Origin of the sequence: Mycobacterium sp. UM_Kg1, assembly GCF_000972925.1 — a bacterium.
Taxonomy (GTDB): domain Bacteria; phylum Actinomycetota; class Actinomycetes; order Mycobacteriales; family Mycobacteriaceae; genus Mycobacterium; species Mycobacterium hiberniae.
Genome location: NZ_JRMK01000070.1, coordinates 1 through 22,998, shown reverse-complemented (window position 1 = coordinate 22,998; position 22,998 = coordinate 1). Strand labels below are relative to the sequence as shown.

Here is a 22,998-nt window from a genome sequence, read left to right as displayed (position 1 = left end):
ATGTGTATAAGAGACAGTGCCAGCACTGCGCGATTCCGGCCTCCACGGCCACGCGGGCCGAGACCGAGGGCGGCAGCACCGCGTCGCGGTACTCGGCCGGCTGCGACTCGAACCATTCCAGACACGTCATCGACACCACGCGCGCGATGATGTCCTTGTCCGCCAACAGCTTCTGCGCCTCGACCGCCAGCTGCACCTCCGAACCGGTGGCGATCAGCAGCACGTCGGGTTCGTCGGTTTCGGCGTCGAGACCGCCCAGCACGTACCCACCGCGCGCCACGCCCTCGGCGTCGGTGCCCTCCAGGATCGGCACGTTCTGCCGGGTCAGGATCAAACCGACCGGACCGCTGTCGGCGCCGCGCGCCAGCACGGTGCGCCAGGCGTGGGCCGTCTCGTTGGCGTCCGCGGGCCGCACCACCGACAGCCGGGGGATGGCGCGCAGCGCCGCCAGGTGCTCGATCGGCTGGTGGGTGGGGCCGTCTTCGCCGAGCCCGATCGAGTCGTGGGTCCAGACGTAGATCGGGTCGATGTCCATCAGCGCGGCCAGTCGCACCGCGGGCCGCATGTAGTCGGAGAACTGCAGGAAGGTGCCGCCGTAGGCCCGGGTGGGCCCGTGCAGCACGATCCCGGACAGGATCGCGCCCATCGCGTGCTCACGGATGCCGAAGTGCAGGGTGCGGCCGTACGGGTCGGCGGTGTATTCGCCGGTGGAGATCGACGCCGGCCCGAAGGACTTGACGCCGTCCATGGTGGTGTTGTTGCTGCCCGCCAGATCAGCTGAGCCGCCCCACAATTCGGGAAGCTTGGGGCCCACTGCGTTGAGCACCTTGCCGGATGCGGCGCGGGTGGCGACGGCTTTGGATCCCGGCTCCCAGGACGGCAGCTCGGCATCCCAGCCCTCGGGCAGCTGCCCGGCGAGCAACCGGTCCAGCAGGGCTTTGCGCTCCGGCTCGCGGGCCGCCCAGGCTTCGAACTGCTCCTGCCATTCGGCGTGTGCCTGCTTGCCGCGCCCCACCAGCTGGCGGGTGTGGGTGAGGACGTCCTCGCGGACGTCGAAGCTCTTGTCCGGGTCGAAGCCGAGCGCGGTCTTGGTGGCGGCGACCTCGTCGGCGCCCAGAGCCGAACCATGGATGGTGCCGGTGTTCATCTTGCCCGGCGACGGGAAGCCGATGATGGTGCGCAGCGAGATGAACGACGGCTTGTCGGTGACGGCTTTGGCCGCCGCGATCGCCTCCTCGATGCCGGTCACGTTCTCGCCGCCCTCGACCTCTTGAACGTGCCAGCCGTAGGACCGGTACCGGGCCGCGGTGTCCTCGCAGAACGCGATCGCGGTGTCGTCTTCGATGGAGATCTTGTTGTGGTCGTAGAACACGATGAGGTTGCCCAGCTGCTGGACGCCGGCCAGCGACGAGGCCTCGCTGGTGACGCCCTCCTGAATGTCGCCGTCGGAGGCGATCACGTAGACGAAGTGGTCGAACGGACTAGTCCCGGGTTCGGCATCGGGGTCGAAGAGTCCGCGCTCAAAGCGGGCGGCCATGGCCATCCCGACCGCTGAGGCAAGTCCCTGGCCGAGCGGTCCGGTGGTGATCTCCACACCCTTGGTGTGCCGGAATTCCGGGTGGCCCGGGGTCTTGGACCCCCAGGTGCGCAGTGCCTCGATGTCGGCCAGTTCCAGCCCGAAGCCGCCCAGGTACAGCTGGATGTAGAGGGTCAGGCTGGAGTGCCCGCAGGACAGCACGAACCGGTCGCGGCCCAGCCATGCGGTGTCGGACGGGTCATGGCGCATCACCCGCTGAAACAGCGTGTAGGCCAGCGGTGCCAGGCTCATCGCGGTGCCCGGATGGCCGTTTCCGACCTTCTGCACCGCGTCGGCCGCCAGCACCCGGGCGGTGTCTACGGCGAGGGAGTCGATCTCGGCCCAGTCGCCGGGGTGGTGCGGGCGGGTAAGAGCGGAGATCTCTGCAGCAGTGGTCACGAACGTACGGTCCTCATCTTCGCGATAGGTCTTCAGAACAAGCCGGGCTTCGGTCTCAGCCTAATGCGAGCGTGTGCGGTGTTGCAGGTCCGGTAGTGGTGTGGATTGGCAAGGAATCGACCCTGCGATTCGGACGACCTGGCCAGGCGGTCTACCATCGTCCGTAGTAGAAGCTGGCGTCGCAGCTGCCATCCTAGGAGTCATCACGTGAGTATTCGGGAGCGCGCTCAGCCGCGCCGAATACGCGCCATGCGCAACACGTTGTTGGCGTATCTGTCGCTGACCAAGCCGCGGATCATCGAGTTGCTGCTGGTCACGACTATTCCGGCGATGTTGCTGGCGGACCGTGGCACGGTCAATCCGCTGCTGATCTTCAACACGCTGATCGGCGGGATGCTGGCCGCCGCCAGCGCCAATGCGCTGAACTGCGTGGTCGACGCCGACATCGACAAGGTGATGAAGCGCACGGCGCTTCGCCCGCTGGCTCGCGAGGCCGTGCCCACCCGTAACGCTCTGGTGTTCAGCCTGGGACTCGGCGCCGGCTCGTTCGTGTGGCTGTGGTCTACCACGAACTTGATCTCAGGCCTGCTGGCGATGGCCACCATCGCGTTCTACGTGCTGGTCTACTCGATGATGCTCAAGCGGCGCACCTCGCAGAACGTGGTGTGGGGCGGAGCGGCCGGGTGCATGCCCGTGGTGATCGGCTGGTCGGCGGTCACCGGCACCATCGGCTGGCAGGCACTGGTGATGTTCCTGGTGATCTTCTTCTGGACGCCGCCGCACACCTGGGCGCTGGCGATGCGCTACAAGGAGGACTACGCGGCGGCGGGGGTGCCCATGCTGCCGGTGGTCGCCAGCGAGCACGTGGTCACCCACCGGATCGTGGTCTACACCTGGGCGACCGTGCTGGCGACGTTGGCGCTGGTGCCCGCCGCCGGATGGCTCTACGCGGCGGTCGCGGTGCTGGCCGGGACCTGGTTCCTGGTGATGGCTCACCAGCTCTATGCGGGCGTGCGCCGGGGTGAACCGGTGAAGCCGCTGCGGCTGTTCCTGCAGTCGAACAATTACCTGGCACTGGTCTTCTGCGCACTGGCGGTGGACTCCGCCATCGGTCTGCCCACCCTGTTCTAGGTTTCGCCGCCCCGGCGCATCCCCGCGGTTTCTCACCCGGAGTTCGGGGACCCGAAACTATAGATTCGCTACAGTGAATCCCTATGTTGGGCCCGGTGTGGATGGCGTCTCCTCCCGAGGTGCATTCGACGCTGCTCAGCGCGGGTCCCGGGCCCGGTCCGCTGCTCGCCGCCGCGGGCGCCTGGTCGTCGTTGAGCGCGCTCTACTCGGCGACCGCCGAGGACCTGACCGCACTGCTCGCAGCGGTGGCCGCGGGGCTGTGGCGCGGCGCCGCCGCCGAGCAGTACCAGGCGGCCCACCAGCCCTATGTCGAGTGGCTGTACCGCGCCGGCGCGGATGGCGCCCGGTTGGCGGCCGCCCACCAGCAGGTGGCAGCGGCCTACACCGCCGCGCTGGCGGCGATGCCCACGCCGGCGGAGTTGGCTGCCAACCACGCCGCCCATGCGGTGCTGGTGGCCACGAATTTCTTCGGGATCAACACCATCCCCATCGCCGCCAACGAGGCCGATTACCTGCGGATGTGGGTGCAGGCGGCCACCGTCATGGCGGCCTATCAGGCCGCCTGCGACGCCGCCGTGGCCGCCACCCCCCGCGCCGTGCCGGTGGCTCCCATTCAGAAGGCGGACGCCGGTCCGGCTTTGTCGTCAGCACAACCGATCACCGAAAACCCGCTGCAGGGCCTGCTCGATCTCCTCGAGCCCTACCTGAACAGCATTGGTCTAGGAGACGGGGGTCCAGGGGTTGGCCGGGTCACCAACGGGGTGACAACCGTCATCGCGGATTTCCTGCAGAACTTCGGGATCACGTGGGACCCCGCCGTCGGAACGATCAACGGCTTCGAGTACGAGCTGTACGCCGATGCCACCCAACCGATCTGGTACCTGGCGCGAACTCTGGAGCTGTACCAGGACTTCCTGGCCATCACCCAGGACCCGACTCAGATCATTCCCGCACTGCAGTACCTCGCGGCCCTGGTCCTGTTCGACTGGCCCACCCATATCGCCCAGTTGCTGCAGGCCGTCAGCCAGCCGGCGCTGGTCACCGCCGCGGCGGGCGCGATGGTGGCACCGGCCGGTTTGACGGGCCTGGCGGGGCTGGCCGCGGCGGCGCCGGTACCTGCCGGCGTGGTGGCCCCACCGCCGACACCGATGGTCGCTGCCGACGTGCCAGCCCTCGGCGTGGGAACGGGCGCACTGGCGGCACCGCCCCCGCCGGCTGCTCCGCCACCCGCGGCTGCGCCGGCCGGCGCTGCTCCGACCCCGGCGTTGGGTGCGCCCCCCGCGGCGGTGCCCGCGGGTGCGCCTCTGTTCCCCTACCTGGTCGGGGGCGGGCCCTCGATCGACCACGGATCGGGCCTGGGTGCCCACGCCGGCGCCGTCGACAGCGCGAAGAGAAAGAGGCCCACCCCGGAAAGCACCGCGGCGGCAGCCGCCGCAGACGCCCGCCGGGCCAGGCGGTTACGGCGGAGCAGAACCCGACCGGGCCACGGCGATGAAGTCATGGACCTGACGGTCGAGGTGACCCCGGACTGGGAACCGGCCCCGGTGTCCGACCACGGCGCCGGCGAACTGGGCCGCGCCGGGGCCGCGGGTGCCGGCCGGCCCGTGCCCACCGGTCTGACCCGCCTGGCCGCAGCCGAGTTGGACGACGGCCCGCGGCTGCCCTTGCTGCCCGAGACCTGGGACGGCTCCTAGGTCACAACACCTAGGCCTCGAGCACCAGGGAACCGACCGTGCGGCGGCCCTGCAGGTCCCGATGCGCCTGGGCGGCCTCAGCCAGCGGGTAGCGCCGGCTCACCGTCACCGCGATGGTGCCGTTGCGGATCGCCTCGAACAGCTCGCCGGCACGCCAGGTGAACTCGGCGGCGGTCCGGGTGAAGTGGGCCAGGTTGGGCCGCGTCAGGTAGACCGAACCCGCCGCATTGAGCCGCTGGGGGTCGACCGGCGGCACCGGACCGCTGGCGGCGCCGAACAGCGCCAGGGTGCCCCGCACGGCCAGGCTGGCCAAGCTGGCATCAAACGTCGCCGCGCCCCCCCCGTCATAGACGGCCGCCACACCGCCCTCGGTCAACGCCTTGATCTCGGCGCCGAACGCCGCCGCCTCCTCGGGGCCCGCTCCCGGGTAGTCGAGAACCTCCACGGCACCGGCCTGCCGGGACAACTGTGCCTTGTCCGCACTCGAGACCGTGGTGATCACCCGGGCGCCCAGCGCGGTGGCCCATTGGGTCAGGATCAACCCCACACCGCCGGCGCCGGCGTGCAGCAACACGGTGTCGCCGGCCTGCACCGGATACACCGACGTGATCAGGTAGTGCGCCGTCAAGCCCTTCAGCAGCGCGGCGGCGGCCACCCCGGCGTCCAGGCGGTCGGGGATCGGCGCGGTCAAAGCCGCTGGCGCCGTGCAGTATTGGGCGTAGGCGCCGGTGGCAGCCGCGGTCACCACGCGGTCGCCGACGCGCAGCGCGGTCACTCCCGCGCCGACCTCGGCCACCGTGCCCGCGGCCTCATTGCCGACCACGAACGGCAGTTCGGCGGGGTAGATGCCCGAGCGGAAGTACGTGTCGATGAAGTTGACCCCCACGGCCTCGACCCGGATCAACACCTGTCCGGAGGCGGGGGAGGGCTGTGGCTTCTCGACATAGTTCAAGACCTCGGGGCCACCGGTCGCGGCCACTTCCACGGCGTACATGGTGACTATCATCTCCGAGTGTGATGTCTGCATGAAGCTGGCCCGGCCCGACATCTTCCACCCGCGCATCGTGGTGGCGGTCGACTCACCGCGCGGTCATCACAAGAGTGCGCACACCTCGGCGGCCGCCGAAGGCGACGCCGGCCTGGTGGCGGCGTTGCGGCACCGGGGGCTGCATGCCCGGCTGCTGGCCTGGGACGACCCGGAAACCCTGGAAGCCAACCTGGTGATACTGCGCACAGCCGGCGACCCGGAGCGGCACGCCGAATTCCTGGCGTGGACCACCCGGGTGGCCCACCTGCTCAATGCACCGGAAGTCGTCGCCTGGAACGCCAACCGTCGCTACCTCGCGGACCTGCAGTGCGACGGGGTGCCGACGGCGGCGGGCGGGCGGCCGGACGAGCTGAGCACCCTGGTGTTCTTCGGCGCCGGCCGGTCGCATGCCTTCGGGGCGGCCGGCCCGGACCCGGATTTCGAACTGTGGGACGTCGGGCGGTGGGCACTGCGGGCGGCCGCCGAGCGCTTGAGCATCCGGATCGAGGAGTTGCTCTACGCACGCGCCGACGTTGCCGGTACGGCAGCCGATGCGCGCCTGGTGAGCCTGGATCTGATTGCGCCCGACCTGGGCTGGCACGAGCTCGCCGCCGAGGAACGCGACCGGGCGCAGCGCCGGTTCGCCGTGGAGGTGGCCGCGGCGCTAGAGCGACTGGGGCTGGGTCCGCTCGCGCAGCGACGCCCATAGCGACGCGGTCGCGCCGGTGACCAGCACCGCGCCCGCGACGTGCAGGGTGACCAGCACGGCCGGCACCCCGGTGAAGTATTGAACGACACCGATCAGCCCCTGACCCAACGCCAGTGCGACCACCAGCGTCAGCCGGCGGGTGACCGGCTTTGCCGCGTGCACCGCGGCGAGCCCGAAGGCCAGGCCGACCAGTAGCCCGAGGAACCCGATCAGCAGCGACTCGTGCAGGTGGGCCAGGGTGGCGATCTCCACCTTGAGGCGGGCCACCGTGCGGGCCGCGCTCTTGTCGCCGGCATGGGGGCCGGCGGCGGTCACCAGGGGGCCGGTCACCAGCACCGCAGCCAGGGCGACGGCGCACAGCGCCGTCAGGGCCCGCAACGGCGCCGGGATCCGATAGACCACCACCGCCGAGGCGTCGTCGGGCTGGCCCACCTTGGCGTAGAACTGCACCGCCAGCCACACCATGAGCATCGAGACCAGCAGGTGCACCGCCACCGTCCACCAGGCCAGGCCGGTGCGCACGGTGATCCCACCGATCACCGCCTGCAGCACCGTCGACCCGGGCATCAGCCAGGCATAGACCAGCACCTCGGTGCGCCGCCGGGCCCGGATCACGGCCAGCACGGCCAGTGCCGCGGTGATCACGACCGCGAAGGTGACCATGCGGTTGCCGAACTCGATGGCTTGATGAATCCGCGGCACCTCTGAAACCGCGACCGGGACATAGCTGCCCGGGAAGCACTGCGGCCAGGTCGGGCAGCCCAGACCGGAGGCGGTGACGCGGACGACCGCGCCGGTCACCGAGATGAATCCCTGGGTGAAAACCACCGCGGCGGCCAGCCATCGCTGGGTGCGCAGGCCCGGTTCTGGGAGCAGGTCTACCAGGCGCATCAGGAACCGTCCCACGGGCTGATCGTAGAGGATCGTTAACTACATCCCGTAGTAGGTCAGCTGAAGCGGAACCAGCGCACCGCGCCGACGGCGGCGAGCACGCCCCAGACCGCCACCACCGCGATGCCGAACCAGTCGACGGAGACGCTCAGCGCCTGCGCCAGGGCTTCGGTCAGTGCTCCCGAGGGGGTCAGACGGGCCAGCCAGCGGACCGCGCCGGGAACCAGTTCGGTCTCCACGGTCAAGGCGGAGAAGCCGCCGAACACGAACCACATCAGGTTCGCGCCGGCCAGCACGATCTCGGCGCGCAGGCTGCCGCCGAGCAGCAGGCCCAGGGCGGCAAAGCAGGCGGTCCCCAGGGCGATGATCACCGCCCCCAGACACAGGCCCGCCACCGTCGGCCGCCAGCCCAAGACGGCGCCGATGGCCCCCAGCAGCACGGACTGCAGCAGGACCACGGTGGCCACCGACAGGGACTTGCCGGCGATGATGCCCCACACCGGCAGCGCGGTGGCGCCCAGACGTTTGAGGGCCCCGTAACGCCGGTCGAAGGCCACCGCGATCGCCTGCCCGGTGAACGCGGTGGCGATCACCGCCAGCGACATGATCACCGGCAGCACGGTGGTGGCGCGCTGGGCATGCCCCTCGCCGAACGGGCCCAGCGGCAGCACGGTGAGCCCGATCAGCAGCGTGATCGGGATGAACATGGTCAACAGCAGCTGCTCGCCGTTGCGCAGCAGCAGGGTCAGCTCCAACCGGAACTGAGCGGCCAGCATCGCGGGCACGGCGGCCGGACGCGGGTCGGGGGCGAAGGTGCCCGGTGCGAAGACCTGTTCGGTGTTCGTGCGACTCATGGGCGCAGCTCCCGTCCGGTCAGTTCCAAGAACACGTCCTCCAAGCTGCGCTGCTCCACCCGCAGCTGGGTGGCCAGCACGTCCAGCCGGGCGCACCAGGACGTCACCGTGGCGAGCACCTGGGGGTTCACGGTGCCCTCCACGAGGTATTCGCCGGGCAGCACTTCGCTGGCCCGGTAACCCTCCGGCAATGCCGCGACCAGCAACGACAGATCCAGCCGCGGCGGTGCGGTGAACCGCAGCTGTCCCTGGGCGCCGCTGCGCGTCAACTCCGCCGGGGTGCCGGCGGCGACCACGGCGCCGTGGTCGATGATCAGCAGCCGGTCGGCCAGTTCTTCGGCCTCGCGCAGATGGTGTGTGGTCAGCACCACCGTCACGCCGTCGCGGCGCAACGCGTCGATCAGCTCCCACACCAGCAGGCGGGCGTGGGCGTCCATGCCCGCGGTCGGCTCGTCGAGAAACACCAGCTCCGGGCGGCCGACCAGGGCGCAGGCCAGGGCGAGTCGTTGCTGTTGGCCGCCGGAGAGCCGCCGGTAGGTGGTGCGGGCCGCGTCGGTCAGGCCGAGGGTGTCCAGCAGCCATTGCGGGTCGAGCGGGTTGGCCGAATAGGACGCCACCAACTTGAGCATCTCCCCGGCGCGGGCGGCCGGGTAGGCGCCGCCGCCCTGCAGCATGACCCCGATGCGTGCGCGCAGCCGGTCGTTGTCGGCCACCGGGTCCAGGCCGAGTACCTCGATGGTCCCGGCGTCGGGGCGGACGAAGCCCTCGCACATCTCGACGGTGGTCGTCTTGCCGGCGCCGTTGGGCCCGAGCAGGGCGAACACTTCGGCGGTCTCGACCTCGAAATCCAGGCCGGCGACCGCTTCGATCGCAGCCGGACCGGTCCCGTAGCGCTTGCGCACCCCGCATAAGCGCACCGCGACAGCTGAGTTCACGGAGAATCAGCGTAGGCGTCGGTGACAGCGGCCGGGCGCGGGGTGGGTTCCACCGCCGGTGCGTCGTCCTTCGGGCCTTGGGCTTGGGCCGGCAACTCACGCCACGGCAGTCGCCGGTAGGTCGACAGCAACAACACCAGCACCACGACTGCGCTGGCCACGGTGGCGTCCACGATCTGGAACAGCGCAAAGCGATCGCCGTTGGCCGTCGGACCGAAGATGCCCACCACCAGCGTGACTGCGATCACGGCGATCCGGAAGTTCGGCCGGGTCGCCCAGGCGGCCAGCGGGATGATTGCCCAGAGCAGATACCACGGCTGCACGACCGGGAACAGCAGGACCGTGATGCCCAGTGCGACGCCGAGCCCGCCCACCGGATGCAGCCGGCCGTGGAACACCACCAGCAGCAGCCACACCACCAGTACCCCGATGATCAGCACGCCGATGGCACGGGTCAGCGACAGCACCGCGGTGGTGTGATCGCCCAGGCCCAGCAGGATGCCGACTTGACCGGTGCCGAGGGCGATCAGCGTCGGTGGCGACATCCAGCTGCGCACCACGTTGGCGGTGCCCAGGGTGAAGACCCACCCGAAACCCAGCCCGCTGGCCCAGCCGATCAGGCCCATCACCGCGCCGGCCAGGGTGGTCATGCCGGTGCTGGCCAGCACGAACGCGCGGGGATCGCCGCCCAGCCGCCAGCCCAGCGCCATCGTGACGAAGCCCAGCGCCAGCAGTGACGGCAGCTTGACCTGCGACGACATTGCGATCAGCACGGCGCCGGTGACAAGTTCGGCCAGTGGTACCCAGTCCCGCAGGGTCAGCGGGGCCGCCGGGGCCCGGCGCGGCAGCAGCGGCTGGGCGGCGGTGATCCCGCGCAGGGCGAATTCCGTACCGGTGAGCATCAGGCCGAGCATCAGGGCCTCGTTGTGGATCCCGGCGACCAGGTGCATGAGCAGCAGCGGATTGGCCGCGCCGAGCCACAGTGCGCTGACCTCGGCCACCCCGCAGCGCGCCGCCAGCCTGGGCACCGCCCACACGATCATGCCGACCCCGATCAGCACCACCACCCGGTGGCACAACACCGCGGTGACGATGTTCTCGCCGGTCAGCGCCGAGATTCCGCGGCCGATCCACAAGAACAGCGGCCCGTAGGGCGCCGGGGTCTCCCGCCAGAGGCTGGGCACCGACAGCGTGAACACGTGGTCGAGCCCCAGGGCAGGCGCCGGGCCCACGCGGTAGGGGTCCAGGCCCAGCCGGGAGATCTGGCTCTGGGCCAGGTAGGAGTAGACGTCCTTGCTGTACATCGGCGGGGCGACCAGCAGCGGCAGCATCCACAGCAGCAGGCTGCGATCGAGCTGGCTGCGCGACATCCGTCGCCGCCCCAGGGCGAACCGGCCGAGCATCAGCCACGCCAGCGCCATCATCACCGCGCCGGTGGTGGTCATGGTCAGGGCCACGGTCTGCAGCCGCGAGGGCAGATTGAGCAGCCGGACCCCGAAGGTCGGGTCCTGCACCACCGGCCGCGCCCCGGCGCCCAGCGCCCCGATCGCCATCAGGACCGTTCCGGTGCCGCCGAAAAGCCGGGTTCGCCGCAGTGCGACCAGCTCGGCGGGGTTGAGCGGGGAGCCCACGGTGCGCTCGTCGCCGTGCAGATGCGCGATCGACGAGCTCAACGAATACCGTCGGGCTGCCATCCCAGCAGCGTAACGGCCGCTCTGCCATGACCGGGCCCGCCGGGCTGCGGGCGCAGTGTGATCAGCGCAACGGCCGAGTGGGGCCGAACTGAGGTAACCCTTTGTAGACCGAGCCCTGGAATTGCGTCACACTGGTGTTGTGAAATTCGAGGCCTCCGAAATGGGGGAGGTGAAGGCCGCAACCGATGCCGCCGGGCCCCGCTCCGGCGATGCGGTTGCGTCAGGCACCCCGGTGGCCGCCGAACTCGCGGGCGGCCATGACACCCGGCACGCGGTGGTGCGCCTGCTCATGGAGTCCGGATCGATCACCGCGGGCGAGATCGGGGCCCGGTTGGGCCTGTCGGCGGCAGGGGTGCGCCGCCACCTCGACGCCCTGATCGAGCTGGGCGACGCCGAGGCACATGCGGCGGCATCCTGGCAGCAGGTGGGTCGCGGGCGGCCGGCGAAGCGGTTTCAGCTCACCGAGGCCGGTCGCAGCAAGCTGGGGCACCGCTACGACGACCTCGCGGTGGCGGCCATGCGCCAACTGCGCGAGATCGGCGGGGAGGACGCGGTTGTCGACTTCGCCCGGCAGCGCATCGACGCGATCCTGGGCAAGGTCGCGGCCGCGGCAGCCGACGGCGCCGAGGACGACGGCGACCTGGAAGCCACCGCCCAACGTATCGCCCGTGCGTTGACCGAGGCCGGGTACGCCGCCACCACCGCACGGGTTCAGGGCGGGGTTCCCGGCGTGCAGATCCTGCAGCACCACTGCCCGGTGGCCAACGTCGCCAAGGAGTTCCCGGAGTTGTGCCAGGCCGAGCGGCAGGCGATGGCCGAGGTCCTGGGCACCCACGTGCAACGGCTGGCCACCATCGCCGACGGCGGCTACGTCTGCACCACGCATGTACCGCTGACCAACCGCAACGCCAAAGCGGCAAAGGCCGGCAAGTCCAGCGCGGTCGGGGCCGTCACACAACAGCATTAGCAGCACCGATCGACCTTCGCCGCACACCCTGCGCCGAAGCCATCACGAGCACCGAAGGAGCGTCATCATGACACTCACGCCGGAGGCCACCGCCGCAGCGGAGCCGACCCAGGACGAGACGATCGCGTCGCTGGGCCGGTACGAATACGGCTGGGCCGACACCGATGTCGCGGGCGCCGCCGCCCAGCGTGGCCTGTCCGAGGACGTGGTGCGCGACATCTCGGCGAAGAAGAACGAGCCGGAATGGATGCTGCAGGCCCGGCTGCGGGCTTACCGGACCTTCATGAAGAAGCCGATGCCCCACTGGGGCTCGGATCTGTCCGGCATCGACTTCGAGAACATCAAGTACTTCGTGCGCTCCACCGAGAAGCAGGCCCAGACCTGGGACGACCTGCCCGACGACATCCGCAACACCTATGACCGGCTGGGCATCCCGGAGGCGGAGAAGCAGCGCTACATCGGCGGTGTGGCGGCCCAGTACGAGTCCGAGGTCGTCTACCACAAGATCCGCGAAGACCTTGAGGCACAAGGCGTCATCTTCCTCGACACCGACACCGCGCTGCGGGAGCACGAGGAGCTGTTCCGCGAGTACTTCGGCACGGTGATCCCGGCCGGCGACAACAAGTTCTCCGCGCTCAACACCGCCGTGTGGAGCGGGGGATCGTTCATCTACGTGCCCAAGGGGGTACACGTCGACATCCCGCTGCAGGCCTACTTCCGGATCAACACCGAGAACATGGGCCAGTTCGAGCGCACGCTGATGATCATCGACGAAGACGCCTACGTGCACTACATCGAGGGCTGCACCGCGCCGGTGTACACCTCGGACTCGCTGCACTCCGCGGTGGTGGAGATCGTGGTCAAGCCGGGCGGCCGCTGCCGCTACACCACCATCCAGAACTGGTCGGTCAACGTCTACAACCTGGTCACCAAGCGGGCCCGGGCCGAGGCGGGCGCCACCATGGAATGGGTCGACGGCAACATCGGTTCGAAGGTCACCATGAAGTACCCGGCGGTCTGGATGACCGGCGAGCACGCCAAGGGCGAGGTGCTCTCGGTGGCATTCGCCGGCGAGGACCAGCACCAGGACACCGGCGCCAAGATGCTGCACCTGGCGCCGAACACCTCGAGCAACATCGTCTCCAAGTCGGTGTCGCGCGGCGGCGGCCGGTCCTCCTACCGCGGGCTGGTGGAGATCCACAAGGGCGCGCACGGAGCGAAGTCGAGCGTGAAATGCGATGCGCTGCTGGTCGACAATGTCAGCCGCAGCGACACCTACCCCTACGTCGACATCCGTGAGGACGACGTCACCGTCGGCCACGAGGCGACCGTGTCCAAGGTCAGCGAGAACCAGCTGTTCTACCTGATGAGTCGCGGCCTGACCGAGGACGAGGCGATGGCGATGGTGGTGCGCGGCTTCATCGAGCCGATCGCCAAGGAACTCCCGATGGAGTACGCGCTCGAACTCAACAAGCTGATCCAGCTGCAGATGGAAGGTTCGGTGGGCTAGTGGCCTCGACTGAAGTACGGCCCGGCTCCCCGGGCGCCCTGACCGCCGCGGCCGAAGGCGTCCACAAGGGAATGCAGTTCACCTCCTTCGACGTGGAGGCCTTCGAGGTGCCGCAGGGCCGCGACGAGGCCTGGCGCTTCACGCCACTGCGCCGGCTGCGCGGCCTGCACGACGGCTCCGCGGTCGCCGACGCCTCCGCCGGAATCGACGTCCAGGGCGCCGGCGTGCGGACCGAGATCGTCCAGCGCGGCGACGACCGGCTCGGCGCGGCGGGTGTTCCAGCGGACAGGGTTGCAGCACAAGCATTCTCGTCTTTCCGCGATGCAACCGTGGTGACCGTGCCCAAGGGTGCGGACGTCGAGGAGCCCATCACGATCACCGTCACGGGCCCCGGCACGGCAGCGACCGCCTACGGCCACCTGCAGCTGCGCGCCGAGGAACTGTCGCGAGCCACCGTCGTGATCGACGTGCGGGGCAGCGGAACCTACGCCGACAACGTCGAATTCGTGGTCGGCGACGGCGCGCAGCTGACCGTGGTGTGGATCGGCGACGGCGCCGCGGACCTGGTGCATGTCAGCGCCCACCACGCGGCGCTGGGCAAGGACGCCGTGTTGCGGCACAGCGCCGTGCTGTTGGGTGGGGAACTGGTGCGGCTGAGCGGACGGGTCGCGTTCAACGGCCCGGGCGGGGACGCCGAACTGCTCGGCCTGTACTTCGCCGACGCCGGTCAGCACCTCGAATCGCGGCTGCTGGTCGACCATGCTCAGCCGCACTGCCGGTCCAACGTGCTCTACAAGGGAGCGCTGCAGGGCGATCCCGGCTCCGGGCTGCCCGACGCCCACACCGTCTGGGTCGGCGACGTGCTGATCCGCGCGAGCGGGGTCGGCACCGACACCTTCGAGGTGAACCGCAACCTGGTGCTGGCCGACGGCGCCCGGGCCGATTCGATACCCAACCTGGAGATCGAGACCGGGGAGATCGTGCAGGCCGGACACGCCAGTGCGACCGGACGATTCGACGACCTGCAGTTGTTCTACCTGCAGGCCCGCGGCATCCCCGAAGACCAGGCCCGGCGCCTGATCGTCCGCGGTTTCTTCGGCGAGATCATCGCCAAGATCCCGGTTCCGGCCGTGCAGGAGCGCCTCACCGAAGCCGTCGAGCGTGAACTCGCGGTCACCGAGAACAAGTAAATCTCAACGCATCAGCTAAGGACACGAATCAGCAATGAGCACACTGGAAATCAAGGGCCTGCACGTGAGTGTGTCGCCCGGCGGCGGCGACGACGGCGCGGCCGACATTCCGATCCTGCACGGTGTGGACCTGACGGTGAACTCCGGTGAGACCCATGCCCTGATGGGGCCGAACGGGTCGGGCAAGTCCACGCTGTCCTACGCGATCGCCGGCCACCCCAAGTACACCGTGACGTCCGGCTCGATCACCCTCGACGGCCAGGACGTGCTGGCGATGACCGTCGATGAGCGGGCGCGCGCGGGCCTGTTCCTGGCCATGCAGTACCCGGTCGAGGTGCCGGGGGTGTCGATGTCGAACTTCCTGCGCACCGCGGTGACCGCCGTGCGCGGCGAGGCCCCGAAGCTGCGGACCTGGATCAAGGAGCAGCGCGCGGCTTTCGCCGAGCTGGGCATCGACTCGGCGTTCGCCGAACGCAACGTCAACGAGGGCTTCTCCGGTGGCGAGAAGAAGCGCCACGAGATCCTGCAGCTGAGCCTGCTCAAGCCCAAGATCGCGATCCTCGACGAAACCGACTCCGGTCTGGACGTCGACGCGCTGCGGGTGGTCAGCGAAGGGGTCAACCGTTACCAGGAGGCCGAGCACGGCGGCGTGCTGGTGATCACCCACTACACCCGGATCCTGCGCTACATCCAGCCGCAGTTCGTGCACGTCTTCGCCGGCGGGCGGATCGTCGAGTCCGGCGGACCCGAGCTGGCCGACGAGCTGGAGGAGAAGGGCTACGAGCGCTTCACCCACGAACCGGCGGCAGGGGCGGGAGCCTGACATGACGGCGTCGGACACGACGTTGTCGGACACGAAGTTGTCGGACACGACGTTGTCGGTCAGGCGACTTGCGGCGCCGGACCTGGAGGCGATCAGGGCAGATTTCCCGATCCTGAACCGGGTCATGCGCGGCGGAAGCCGGCTGGCCTACCTGGACTCCGGCGCCACCTCGCAGCGTCCGCTGCCGGTGCTCGACGCCGAGCGGGAGTTTTTGCTGACCTCCAACGGTGCGGTGCACCGCGGGGCGCACCAGCTGATGGAAGAGGCCACCGACGCCTACGAGGACGGCCGGTCGGCGATCGCCCGCTTTGTCGGCGCGCATCCCGACGAGCTGGTGTTCACCAAGAACGCCACCGAGTCGCTCAACCTGGTGTCCTATGTGCTCGGCGACAACCGCTTCGAGCAGGCCGTCGGCCCCGGCGATGTGATCGTCACCACGGAGCTGGAACACCACGCCAACCTGATTCCCTGGCAGGAGCTGGCACGGCGCACCGGTGCGACGCTGCACTGGTATGAGGCCACGCCGGACGGGCGCATCGACCTGGATTCGCTGCAGCTCGACGAGCGCGTCAAAGTCGTTGCCTTCACCCACCACTCCAATGTGACCGGCGCGCTCGCCCCGGTCGTCGAACTGGTCTCGCGAGCCCGCGCCGTCGGCGCCTTCACGGTGCTCGATGCCTGCCAGTCGGTTCCGCACCAGCCGGTCGACTTCCACGATCTGGGCGTGGACTTCGCGGCCTTCTCCGGGCATAAGATGCTGGGGCCCAACGGGATCGGTGTGCTTTACGGGCGGCGTGAGCTCTTGGCGGCACTGCCTCCGTTTCTCACCGGTGGGTCGATGATCGAGACGGTCACCATGGCCTCGAGCACCTACGCCGCTGCGCCGCAGCGCTTCGAAGCCGGTACACCGATGACCTCACAGGTCGTCGGGCTGGCCGCGGCGGCCCGTTACCTCGACGCCATCGGAATGGACGTGGTGGCAGCCCACGAGCAGCAGCTGGTGGCCGCCGCACTCGAGGGACTCGCCGAGATCCCCGGCGTCCACATCGTCGGGCCGGCGACCACGCTCGATCGCGGTTCGCCGGTGTCGTTCGTCATCGACGGGGTGCACGCGCACGACGTCGGTCAGGTGCTCGACGACGACGGCGTCGCGGTGCGGGTGGGCCACCACTGCGCCATGCCGCTGCACCGCAAGTTCAACGTGGCCGCCACTGCCCGCGCGTCCTTCGCGGTGTACAACACTCACGAGGAGGTGGAGCGCCTGCTGGCGGGTGTTCGCCGGGCCGTGGAATTCTTCGGGGGAGTGTGAGACCTTGCGGCTGGAGCAGTTCTACCAAGAGGTGATCCTCGATCACTACAAGCATCCACAGCACCGCGGCCTGCGGGAGCCGTTCGGCGCTCAGGTGCACCACGTCAACCCCACCTGCGGCGACGAGCTGACCCTGCGGGTGGCGCTGTCACCCGACGCTGAACGCATCGCCGACGTCTCCTATGACGGGCAGGGCTGCTCGATCTCGCAGGCGGCCACCTCGGTGCTGGCCTCGCAGGTGATCGGTCTGACCGTGCCGCAGGCGTTGGCGACGTTCGACGCCTTCCACGAGATGGTGTCCTCGCGGGGCACCGTCGAAGGCGACGAGGAGGTGCTCGGCGACGGCATCGCTTTCGCCGGGGTGGCCAAGTACCCGGCGCGGGTCAAGTGCGCTCTGCTCGGCTGGATGGCCTTCAAAGATGCATTGGCGCAAGCGCTTGCGAAGACAGAAGAACAGACGTTGGCAGCTGTCAGTGTCTCAACCCAGGAGATGAGTCGATGAGCGAATTGGGACCGGACGAGTTGCTCGCCGAAGTCGAGGAAGCGATGCACGACGTCATCGACCCCGAGATCGGCATCAACGTCGTCGACCTGGGGCTGATGTACGACCTGTCGATCCGCCAGGACGAGGACGGCCCGGCCGCCGTGGTCGCCATGACGCTCACGTCGCCGGCCTGCCCGCTGCAGGACATGATCGCCGAGCAGATCGAGAACGCCACCGTGGGCTCCGGTCTGGTCAAGAAGGTGGATCTGTCCTGGGTCTGGGAGCCGGCCTGGGGACCGGACAAGATCACCGATGAGGGCCGCGAGATGATGCGCGCAGTCGGTTTCACGGTCTGAGCGTGCCGGCCTGCGAGTTCTGGCTGTGCCGGACCTGCGGCGTCGAGCACGATGCCACGCCCCAGGTGTGCGCGATCTGTGCCGACGATCGGCAATGGGTGCCGGCGGACGGTCAACACTGGGCCACGTTGGACGAACTGGTGGCCGAAGGCGCCCGGTCCTACGCCTTTGAGTTGGAACCGGGGTTGATCGGGATCGGCTGCAACCCGCCGCTGGGTATCGGTCAGCTGGGCAAGCTGGTGTGTACGCCCAGCGGCAACATGCTCTGGGATCCTTCGGGATTCGTCGATGACGCCGCGGTCGCCGCTGCTCTCGAGCAGGGCCCGGTTCTCGGTGTCGTCGCCAGCCACCCGCACATGTTCGGGGCGCAGGTGGAATGGGGCCGGCGACTCGGCGGGGTACCGGTGTACGTCAACGCCGCGGACAAAGAATGGGTGATGCGCCCGGATCCGTCGATCCGCTACTGGTCCGGGCGCCTCGAGCTCGCGCCCGGGCTGACCGTGAATCAGGTCGGCGGCCACTTTCCGGGCAGTTCCGTCGCGTGCTGGGACGCCGGTGCCGACGCGCGCGGGGTGCTGTTGGTCGGCGACACCGTCTTCCCGAACCCCGATCGGCGCACCGTGGCGTTCCTGCGCAGCTACCCGAACCGGGTTCCGCTGTCAGCTGTGGTCGCCCAGCGGATGGCCGCCACGATGGAACAGTTGCGCTTCGACCGCATCTACGGGCTGCACACCAACACCATCGACACCGATGCGATGGCCGCAGTCCGGTTCTCGGCAGACCGGCACGCAGCCTGGGCGCGCGGCGACCACGACGACCTGACCTGAGCCGGTCGGACCAGCCGGCGTGCTGGCGAAGCTGACCGACGCCCCGGATCGAACACGACGGCGCCATGCGGCCCGATCAGTTCGCCCGGGTGCCGTTACTCGGCGGCTCGGGCGCTGCCGTGGAATCCGGCAGCGCGTCGAAGTCTCCTGTGCTGTCGATCTTCTCCGGTGCGACATCTCGCCGCGACGCCGCACGCCCGCGCTGCCGGAGCTCCATGAGCACGACCGCCGACGCGCCGCCGACGAGTAGCAGGCCCGGCCCCGAAAAAGAGACGATGGCCACGATCGCTGCGACGTTATGCACTTGACTGAACCGTGCCGGTGACATCAGCTCACGTCAGTGACAGGTCGAAGAGACCGGCTGTGGGTGGGAACCGGATCTCGTTCGTGGGTCGGCCCGGGTTGCCCGCAGGGCGGATTGAACGGTCGCTGTGATGCCGCCGGCGCCTCGCGCACGGCAGCCCCCGCCTGGCAGATCAATAGAATTCCCTCCTGATATGGGAACTCTAGTACACAAAAAGAAAATCAAGAACTGTAGAAGATGTCCTAGCCGCGTTTTATGGAGTGCAGGCCACTGATGGCGGGTGTGATGCTGGGAGCAGCGGCGTGGGTAGGCGGCGCCACCGGAGTGCCGAGGAAGCTGGACAGGCCGCTCCGCCCGTGTGGCGTGGGTCGGCAGTCACCCCCCATCGAAGAGATGGCGGTATTCGGGAAGAAAAGCCCAAATAAGAAGGCTTCGGGTGCGAGCGACGCTGCCATGCCGCGTCCGCGCAGAAGCAGCGTGCGCACGCCCTGTCATAGCCGCGGGAACCGGCGTGACTGACGGTGGCCGCCCAGGAGCCGGCCGGCCGCGAGCGGCCGCTACGCCGGCCGCTCGAGGCAGTCGCCGTTGGCCGCCCACACGGTGACCCGCTTCGCCTGCAGCACGCCCTGGTCGTCGGTGGTCCCGCCGGCCGCAACGCACTTACCCGCGCTGATCGACGGCGCGCTGACCGCAACCGTCCTGCGGAAGCGGGTGGCGTCGTCGAGGGTCACCGTGGCGGGCCCGGACGGGCCGCTGACGGTGAGCGTGTCACCGGAGATGGACTCCACCACACCGCGCACGCCACGATGCGATGCCGGATGCGCGGTGCCGTCGCCCGAGGCCGCGGGCCGCTGCGGGCACGCGCCGTCGACGGTGGTGCTGATCGAGACGAACTTCGCGGTGAGGGGGCCCTCGTCGGCCGCGGCACCGCCGGCCTTGATGCAGCTGCCGACGGTGATCTCGCCGCGCTGGGCCGGCACCGACTCGTAGACCGAGGTGCTGTCGGTCACCGCGACGGTGGTGGGCCCGTTCGGCCCGGTCACCTCGAAGCCGGTGCCCGACGCCGAGGAAACCGTGCCCATCACCCGGTCGGGCTGCGCGTGGGCCAACGCGGGGATGAACAATGCCCCGGCGAACAGTGCCGTCGCGCCGGCCAGGGCGCGGATCGTCGGACCAGGGGTGCTCGGGCGAGGTGACATCGGCGATCTCCGTTCGTTGACATGGGTCAGTGCTCTCACCGTCGACGGCCGAGTTAGCGGGTAGCTATATCCCTGCTGTGAGCCCGCTGTGGACCGGTTTGATCAGGGCCGCGGCGGGCCGGGAACACGGCGGGGTGTCCCGGCGTTGACCGATGCATGGCAACCAAAGACCTCACCGCAGCAAAGTTCCAGGAGACCATCGCCGACAACGACATCGTCCTTGTCGACTTCTGGGCCTCCTGGTGCGGCCCGTGCCGGTCCTTCGCACCGACCTTCGCGGCCGTCTCCGAGAAGCACCCCGACGTGGTGTTCGCCAAAGTGGACACCGAAGCCGAGCAGCAGCTGGCCGCTGCCGCCCAGATTCGGTCTATTCCCACCCTGATGGCGTTCAAGAAGGGCACGCTGGTGTTCAACCAGGCCGGCGCGCTGCCGGCCGCCGCCCTGGAGAACCTCGTGCAGCAGGTCAAGGATCTCGACGTGGAGGCAGCCCTGGCCGAGCAGGCCGCCCAGAGCAAGCCCGACCAGGTGTGAGTGCCCGCACGCGATAGCGTGCACCCGTGGCTACCGCATCCGAGTTCGTCCTCGTCGACCGTCCGCGTCCGCACGTCGCCCTGATCACGCTCAACCGCCCGGAGCGGATGAACTCCATGGCGTTTGACGTCATGGTTCCGCTGCGCGAAACGCTCGCCGAAATCGGTTACGACAACTCGGTGCGGGTGGTGGTGCTCACCGGGGCGGGCCGGGGATTCTCCTCCGGTGCCGACCACAAGTCCGCCGGGGCGGTGCCGCACGTGGCCGGGTTGACCCGGCCGGCGTTCGGCCTGCGCTCCATGGAAGTGCTCGACGACATCATCTTGGGGCTGCGGCGCCTGCACCAGCCGGTGATCGCCGCGGTCAACGGGGCGGCCATCGGGGGCGGTCTGTGCCTGGCCCTGGCCGCCGATATCCGGGTCGCGGCATCGGACGCCTATTTCCGGGCCGCCGGCATCAACAACGGGCTCACCGCCAGTGAGCTGGGGCTGAGCTACCTGTTGCCCCGGGCGATCGGAGCGTCGCGGGCCTTCGAGATCATGCTCACCGGCCGCGACGTCGATGCCGCCGAGGCGCAGCGAATCGGGCTGGTCTCCCAGGTGGTGGACCAGCCGAATCTGCTCGACACCTGCTACGCCATGGCCGAGCGGATCGCCGGTTTCTCCCGGCCCGGGGTGGAATTGACCAAGCGGACGCTCTGGAGCGGACTCGACGCCGGTAGTCTGGAGGGGCACATGCAGGCCGAGGGGCTTGGACAGCTCTACGTGCGCCTGCTGACCAGCAATTTCGAGGAAGCCGTCGCTGCGCGCGCCGAAAAGCGCCCACCGGTCTTCACCGACGACAAGTAACAGCACGACAGGAGTGATGCGTGATCACCGCAACGGACCTGGAGGTCCGCGCCGGAGCGCGCACCCTGCTCGACGCGGTCGGCTCGGTGCTGCGCGTGCAGCCCGGCGACCGGATCGGCCTGGTCGGCCGCAACGGGGCCGGCAAAACCACCACGCTGCGCATCCTGGCCGGCGAGGGTGAGCCGTATGCCGGCACCATCACCCGTACCGGGGAAGTCGGCTATCTGCCGCAGGACCCCCGAGAAGGCGACCTCGAAGTGCTCGCGCGCGATCGGGTCCTGTCGGCGCGGGGCCTCGACACCATCCTGGTCGACCTGGAAAAGCAGCAGGTCCTGATGGCAGAGGTCGTCGACGACGCCGAGCGCGACCGGGCCATCCGTCGCTACGGCCAGCTTGAAGAGCGCTTCGCCGCGCTCGGCGGGTACGCCGCCGAGAGCGAGGCGGGCCGCATCTGCACCAGCCTCGGCCTGCCCGACCGGGTGCTGACCCAGCCGCTGCGGACCCTGTCCGGCGGCCAGCGCCGCCGGGTGGAGCTGGCCCGGATCCTGTTCGCCGCCGGCGAGGGCGGGTCCGGTGGAGCGGGCTCGAACACCACCCTGTTGCTCGACGAACCGACCAACCACCTGGATGCGGACTCGATCGGCTGGCTGCGTGACTTTCTGAAGAACCACAGCGGGGGACTGGTGCTGATCAGTCACGACGTGGATCTGCTGGCCGACGTGGTCAACCGGGTGTGGTTCCTGGATGCGGTGCGTGGCGAAGCCGATGTCTACAACATGGGCTGGCAGAAGTACCTCGACGCGCGAGCCACCGACGAGCAACGCCGCCGCCGGGAGCGCGCCAACGCCGAACGTAAGGTCGCCGCGCTGCGCAGCCAAGCCGCCAAGTTGGGCGCCAAAGCCACCAAAGCGGTTGCGGCGCAGAATATGCTGCGTCGCGCCGACCGGATGCTGGCAGCCCTCGATGAGGAACGGGTGGCCGACAAGGTCGCCAGGATCAAGTTCCCCACCCCGGCCCCGTGCGGCAAGACTCCGCTGATGGCCAGCGGTCTGACCAAGATGTATGGGTCGCTGGAGGTGTTCACCGGTGTCGACCTGGCCATCGACCGCGGATCGCGGGTCGTGGTGCTGGGGCTCAACGGCGCCGGCAAGACCACGCTGCTGCGCGTTTTGGCCGGTGTCGAAACCCCCGAAGCCGGCCAGCTCGAGCCCGGCCACGGATGCAAGATCGGGTACTTCGCCCAGGAACACGACACCATCGACAACGCCGCAACCGTGTGGGAGAACATCGTCCATGCGGCCCCGGACACCTCCGAGCAGGACCTGCGTGGGCTCTTGGGCGCGTTCATGTTCACCGGGCCGCAGCTGGACCAGCCGGCCGGCACGCTCTCCGGCGGCGAGAAGACCCGGCTGGCACTGGCGGGCCTGGTGGCCTCAACCGCGAACGTGCTGCTGCTCGACGAGCCGACCAACAACCTCGACCCGGCGTCGCGCGAGCAGGTGCTCGACGCGCTGCGCAGCTACGCCGGCGCGGTGGTGCTGGTCACCCACGACCCGGGTGCGGCCGAAGCGCTGGACCCCCAGCGGGTGGTGCTGTTGCCCGACGGCACCGAGGACCACTGGTCGGCCGACTACCGCGACCTGATCGAGTTGGCCTAGCTGTACTGCCCAGACAGGTTGGTCAACTTTGTGATGGGTGGGACTTTCCCGATCGCTGAGTGTTGCCGGTGGTGATTGTAGG

At 69.3% G+C, this 22,998-nt stretch carries 22 protein-coding genes; 14 read left to right on the top strand and 8 right to left on the bottom strand.

Annotation, left to right across the window (positions count from 1 at the left end; translation table 11 throughout):
* A partial coding sequence (gene tkt / locus LI92_RS12375; protein ID WP_046319275.1) for a transketolase occupies positions 1 to 1,975 on the bottom strand: 1,975 nt, incomplete at its 3' end.
* A 207-nt stretch (positions 1,976 to 2,182) separates the two neighbouring features.
* Between tkt and LI92_RS12370 the strand changes: the two genes are divergently transcribed.
* Both LI92_RS12370 and LI92_RS12365 read left to right on the top strand, forming a co-directional pair.
* Complete coding sequence (locus tag LI92_RS12370; protein ID WP_046319273.1) at positions 2,183 to 3,106, top strand: heme o synthase; 924 nt, start codon at positions 2,183 to 2,185, stop codon at positions 3,104 to 3,106.
* Between the two features lie 83 nt (positions 3,107 to 3,189).
* On the top strand, positions 3,190 to 4,800 hold the full coding sequence (locus LI92_RS12365; RefSeq protein ID WP_046319272.1) for a PPE domain-containing protein: 1,611 nt from the start codon (positions 3,190 to 3,192) through the stop codon (positions 4,798 to 4,800).
* 10 nt (positions 4,801 to 4,810) lie between these two features.
* Here LI92_RS12365 and LI92_RS12360 read toward each other — a convergent pair whose 3' ends face one another.
* Positions 4,811 to 5,794, bottom strand: a complete 984-nt coding sequence (locus LI92_RS12360) for a quinone oxidoreductase family protein (RefSeq protein ID WP_046319271.1) — start codon at positions 5,792 to 5,794, stop codon at positions 4,811 to 4,813.
* Between the two features lie 31 nt (positions 5,795 to 5,825).
* Here LI92_RS12360 and LI92_RS12355 point away from each other — a divergent pair, with 31 nt between their 5' ends.
* Positions 5,826 to 6,536 carry a DcsG N-terminal domain-containing protein gene (locus LI92_RS12355; RefSeq protein ID WP_046319284.1) on the top strand — a complete coding sequence of 237 codons (711 nt, stop codon included), beginning with the start codon at positions 5,826 to 5,828 and terminating at the stop codon, positions 6,534 to 6,536.
* On the opposite strand, the gene LI92_RS12350 is transcribed toward LI92_RS12355, so the two are convergent.
* The 4 genes from LI92_RS12350 to mptB are packed head-to-tail and all read right to left on the bottom strand — an operon-like array spanning position 6,492 to position 10,910.
* Positions 6,492 to 7,427, bottom strand: coding sequence for a COX15/CtaA family protein (locus LI92_RS12350; RefSeq protein ID WP_046319282.1), 936 nt, complete (start codon positions 7,425 to 7,427; stop codon positions 6,492 to 6,494). The genes LI92_RS12355 and LI92_RS12350 overlap by 45 nt on opposite strands.
* Before the next feature lie 56 nt (positions 7,428 to 7,483).
* The gene (locus LI92_RS12345) at positions 7,484 to 8,281 is read right to left on the bottom strand and encodes an ABC transporter permease (RefSeq protein ID WP_046319269.1); all 798 of its coding nucleotides are present in this window, start codon (positions 8,279 to 8,281) and stop codon (positions 7,484 to 7,486) included.
* Entirely contained in the window at positions 8,278 to 9,216 is a 939-nt protein-coding gene (locus LI92_RS12340; RefSeq protein ID WP_046319268.1) for an ABC transporter ATP-binding protein, read from the bottom strand. The genes LI92_RS12345 and LI92_RS12340 overlap by 4 nt, the downstream gene beginning before the upstream one ends.
* A complete protein-coding gene (gene mptB / locus LI92_RS12335; RefSeq protein ID WP_046319267.1) occupies positions 9,213 to 10,910 on the bottom strand; it encodes a polyprenol phosphomannose-dependent alpha 1,6 mannosyltransferase MptB in 1,698 nt (565 codons plus the stop codon). The genes LI92_RS12340 and mptB overlap by 4 nt, the downstream gene beginning before the upstream one ends.
* A 160-nt stretch (positions 10,911 to 11,070) precedes the next feature.
* On the opposite strand from mptB, the gene LI92_RS12330 reads away from it, so the two are divergent.
* The 8 genes from LI92_RS12330 to LI92_RS12295 all read left to right on the top strand — a co-directional run bounded on the left by LI92_RS12330 (position 11,071) and on the right by LI92_RS12295 (position 18,376).
* Complete coding sequence (locus tag LI92_RS12330) at positions 11,071 to 11,877, top strand: helix-turn-helix transcriptional regulator (RefSeq protein ID WP_082109688.1); 807 nt, start codon at positions 11,071 to 11,073, stop codon at positions 11,875 to 11,877.
* 67 nt (positions 11,878 to 11,944) lie between these two features.
* Complete coding sequence (sufB, locus tag LI92_RS12325) at positions 11,945 to 13,387, top strand: Fe-S cluster assembly protein SufB (RefSeq protein ID WP_046319265.1); 1,443 nt, start codon at positions 11,945 to 11,947, stop codon at positions 13,385 to 13,387.
* Positions 13,388 to 13,458: 71 nt separating this feature from the next.
* Positions 13,459 to 14,577, top strand: coding sequence for a Fe-S cluster assembly protein SufD (gene sufD, locus LI92_RS12320; RefSeq protein WP_082109687.1), 1,119 nt, complete (start codon positions 13,459 to 13,461; stop codon positions 14,575 to 14,577).
* 34 nt (positions 14,578 to 14,611) lie between these two features.
* Positions 14,612 to 15,400: a Fe-S cluster assembly ATPase SufC gene (gene sufC / locus LI92_RS12315; RefSeq protein WP_046319263.1), complete on the top strand. Its 789-nt coding sequence runs from the start codon at positions 14,612 to 14,614 to the stop codon at positions 15,398 to 15,400.
* 1 nt (position 15,401) lies between these two features.
* Complete coding sequence (locus LI92_RS12310) at positions 15,402 to 16,709, top strand: cysteine desulfurase (RefSeq protein WP_082109686.1); 1,308 nt, start codon at positions 15,402 to 15,404, stop codon at positions 16,707 to 16,709.
* The gene (gene sufU, locus LI92_RS12305) at positions 16,672 to 17,211 is read left to right on the top strand and encodes a Fe-S cluster assembly sulfur transfer protein SufU (RefSeq protein ID WP_152665449.1); all 540 of its coding nucleotides are present in this window, start codon (positions 16,672 to 16,674) and stop codon (positions 17,209 to 17,211) included. Before LI92_RS12310 ends, sufU begins: the two co-directional genes overlap by 38 nt.
* A complete protein-coding gene (locus tag LI92_RS12300) occupies positions 17,208 to 17,549 on the top strand; it encodes a metal-sulfur cluster assembly factor (RefSeq protein ID WP_046319261.1) in 342 nt (113 codons plus the stop codon). The genes sufU and LI92_RS12300 overlap by 4 nt, the downstream gene beginning before the upstream one ends.
* 2 nt (positions 17,550 to 17,551) lie before the next feature.
* Positions 17,552 to 18,376 carry an MBL fold metallo-hydrolase gene (locus LI92_RS12295; RefSeq protein ID WP_152665448.1) on the top strand — a complete coding sequence of 275 codons (825 nt, stop codon included), beginning with the start codon at positions 17,552 to 17,554 and terminating at the stop codon, positions 18,374 to 18,376.
* Positions 18,377 to 18,452: 76 nt separating this feature from the next.
* Here the strand turns inward: LI92_RS12295 and LI92_RS12290 are convergent, their stop codons facing one another.
* Positions 18,453 to 18,680 carry a hypothetical protein gene (locus LI92_RS12290; protein WP_152665447.1) on the bottom strand — a complete coding sequence of 76 codons (228 nt, stop codon included), beginning with the start codon at positions 18,678 to 18,680 and terminating at the stop codon, positions 18,453 to 18,455.
* 557 nt (positions 18,681 to 19,237) lie between these two features.
* A complete protein-coding gene (locus LI92_RS12285) occupies positions 19,238 to 19,879 on the bottom strand; it encodes a DUF5666 domain-containing protein (protein ID WP_046319258.1) in 642 nt (213 codons plus the stop codon).
* A gap of 156 nt (positions 19,880 to 20,035) precedes the next feature.
* Between LI92_RS12285 and trxA the strand changes: the two genes are divergently transcribed.
* From trxA to LI92_RS12270, 3 genes are read left to right on the top strand one after another with little or no spacing between them, the layout of a single operon-like run.
* Positions 20,036 to 20,410, top strand: a complete 375-nt coding sequence (trxA, locus tag LI92_RS12280) for a thioredoxin (protein WP_046319256.1) — start codon at positions 20,036 to 20,038, stop codon at positions 20,408 to 20,410.
* A 26-nt stretch (positions 20,411 to 20,436) separates the two neighbouring features.
* Positions 20,437 to 21,258 carry an enoyl-CoA hydratase gene (locus LI92_RS12275; protein WP_046319255.1) on the top strand — a complete coding sequence of 274 codons (822 nt, stop codon included), beginning with the start codon at positions 20,437 to 20,439 and terminating at the stop codon, positions 21,256 to 21,258.
* Positions 21,259 to 21,278: 20 nt separating this feature from the next.
* Positions 21,279 to 22,916: an ABC-F family ATP-binding cassette domain-containing protein gene (locus LI92_RS12270; RefSeq protein WP_046319253.1), complete on the top strand. Its 1,638-nt coding sequence runs from the start codon at positions 21,279 to 21,281 to the stop codon at positions 22,914 to 22,916.
* The last annotated feature ends 82 nt before the right edge of the window (positions 22,917 to 22,998 follow it).

Bases quoted from the DNA above. Each gene is read 5' to 3' on its own strand.
- LI92_RS12300 (WP_046319261.1), top strand. From the start codon at position 17,208: ATGAGCGAATTGGGACCGGACGAGTTGCTCGCCGAAGTCGAGGAAGCG.
- LI92_RS12360 (WP_046319271.1), bottom strand. From the start codon at position 5,794: ATGTACGCCGTGGAAGTGGCCGCGACCGGTGGCCCCGAGGTCTTGAAC.
- trxA (WP_046319256.1), top strand. From the start codon at position 20,036: ATGGCAACCAAAGACCTCACCGCAGCAAAGTTCCAGGAGACCATCGCC.
- LI92_RS12355 (WP_046319284.1), top strand. From the start codon at position 5,826: ATGAAGCTGGCCCGGCCCGACATCTTCCACCCGCGCATCGTGGTGGCG.
- LI92_RS12350 (WP_046319282.1), bottom strand. From the start codon at position 7,427: ATGCGCCTGGTAGACCTGCTCCCAGAACCGGGCCTGCGCACCCAGCGA.
- LI92_RS12365 (WP_046319272.1), top strand. From the start codon at position 3,190: ATGTTGGGCCCGGTGTGGATGGCGTCTCCTCCCGAGGTGCATTCGACG.
- LI92_RS12330 (WP_082109688.1), top strand. From the start codon at position 11,071: ATGGGGGAGGTGAAGGCCGCAACCGATGCCGCCGGGCCCCGCTCCGGC.
- LI92_RS12285 (WP_046319258.1), bottom strand. From the start codon at position 19,879: ATGTCACCTCGCCCGAGCACCCCTGGTCCGACGATCCGCGCCCTGGCC.
- sufB (WP_046319265.1), top strand. From the start codon at position 11,945: ATGACACTCACGCCGGAGGCCACCGCCGCAGCGGAGCCGACCCAGGAC.
- LI92_RS12345 (WP_046319269.1), bottom strand. From the start codon at position 8,281: ATGAGTCGCACGAACACCGAACAGGTCTTCGCACCGGGCACCTTCGCC.
- LI92_RS12310 (WP_082109686.1), top strand. From the start codon at position 15,402: ATGACGGCGTCGGACACGACGTTGTCGGACACGAAGTTGTCGGACACG.
- mptB (WP_046319267.1), bottom strand. From the start codon at position 10,910: ATGGCAGCCCGACGGTATTCGTTGAGCTCGTCGATCGCGCATCTGCAC.
- sufD (WP_082109687.1), top strand. From the start codon at position 13,459: ATGCAGTTCACCTCCTTCGACGTGGAGGCCTTCGAGGTGCCGCAGGGC.
- sufC (WP_046319263.1), top strand. From the start codon at position 14,612: ATGAGCACACTGGAAATCAAGGGCCTGCACGTGAGTGTGTCGCCCGGC.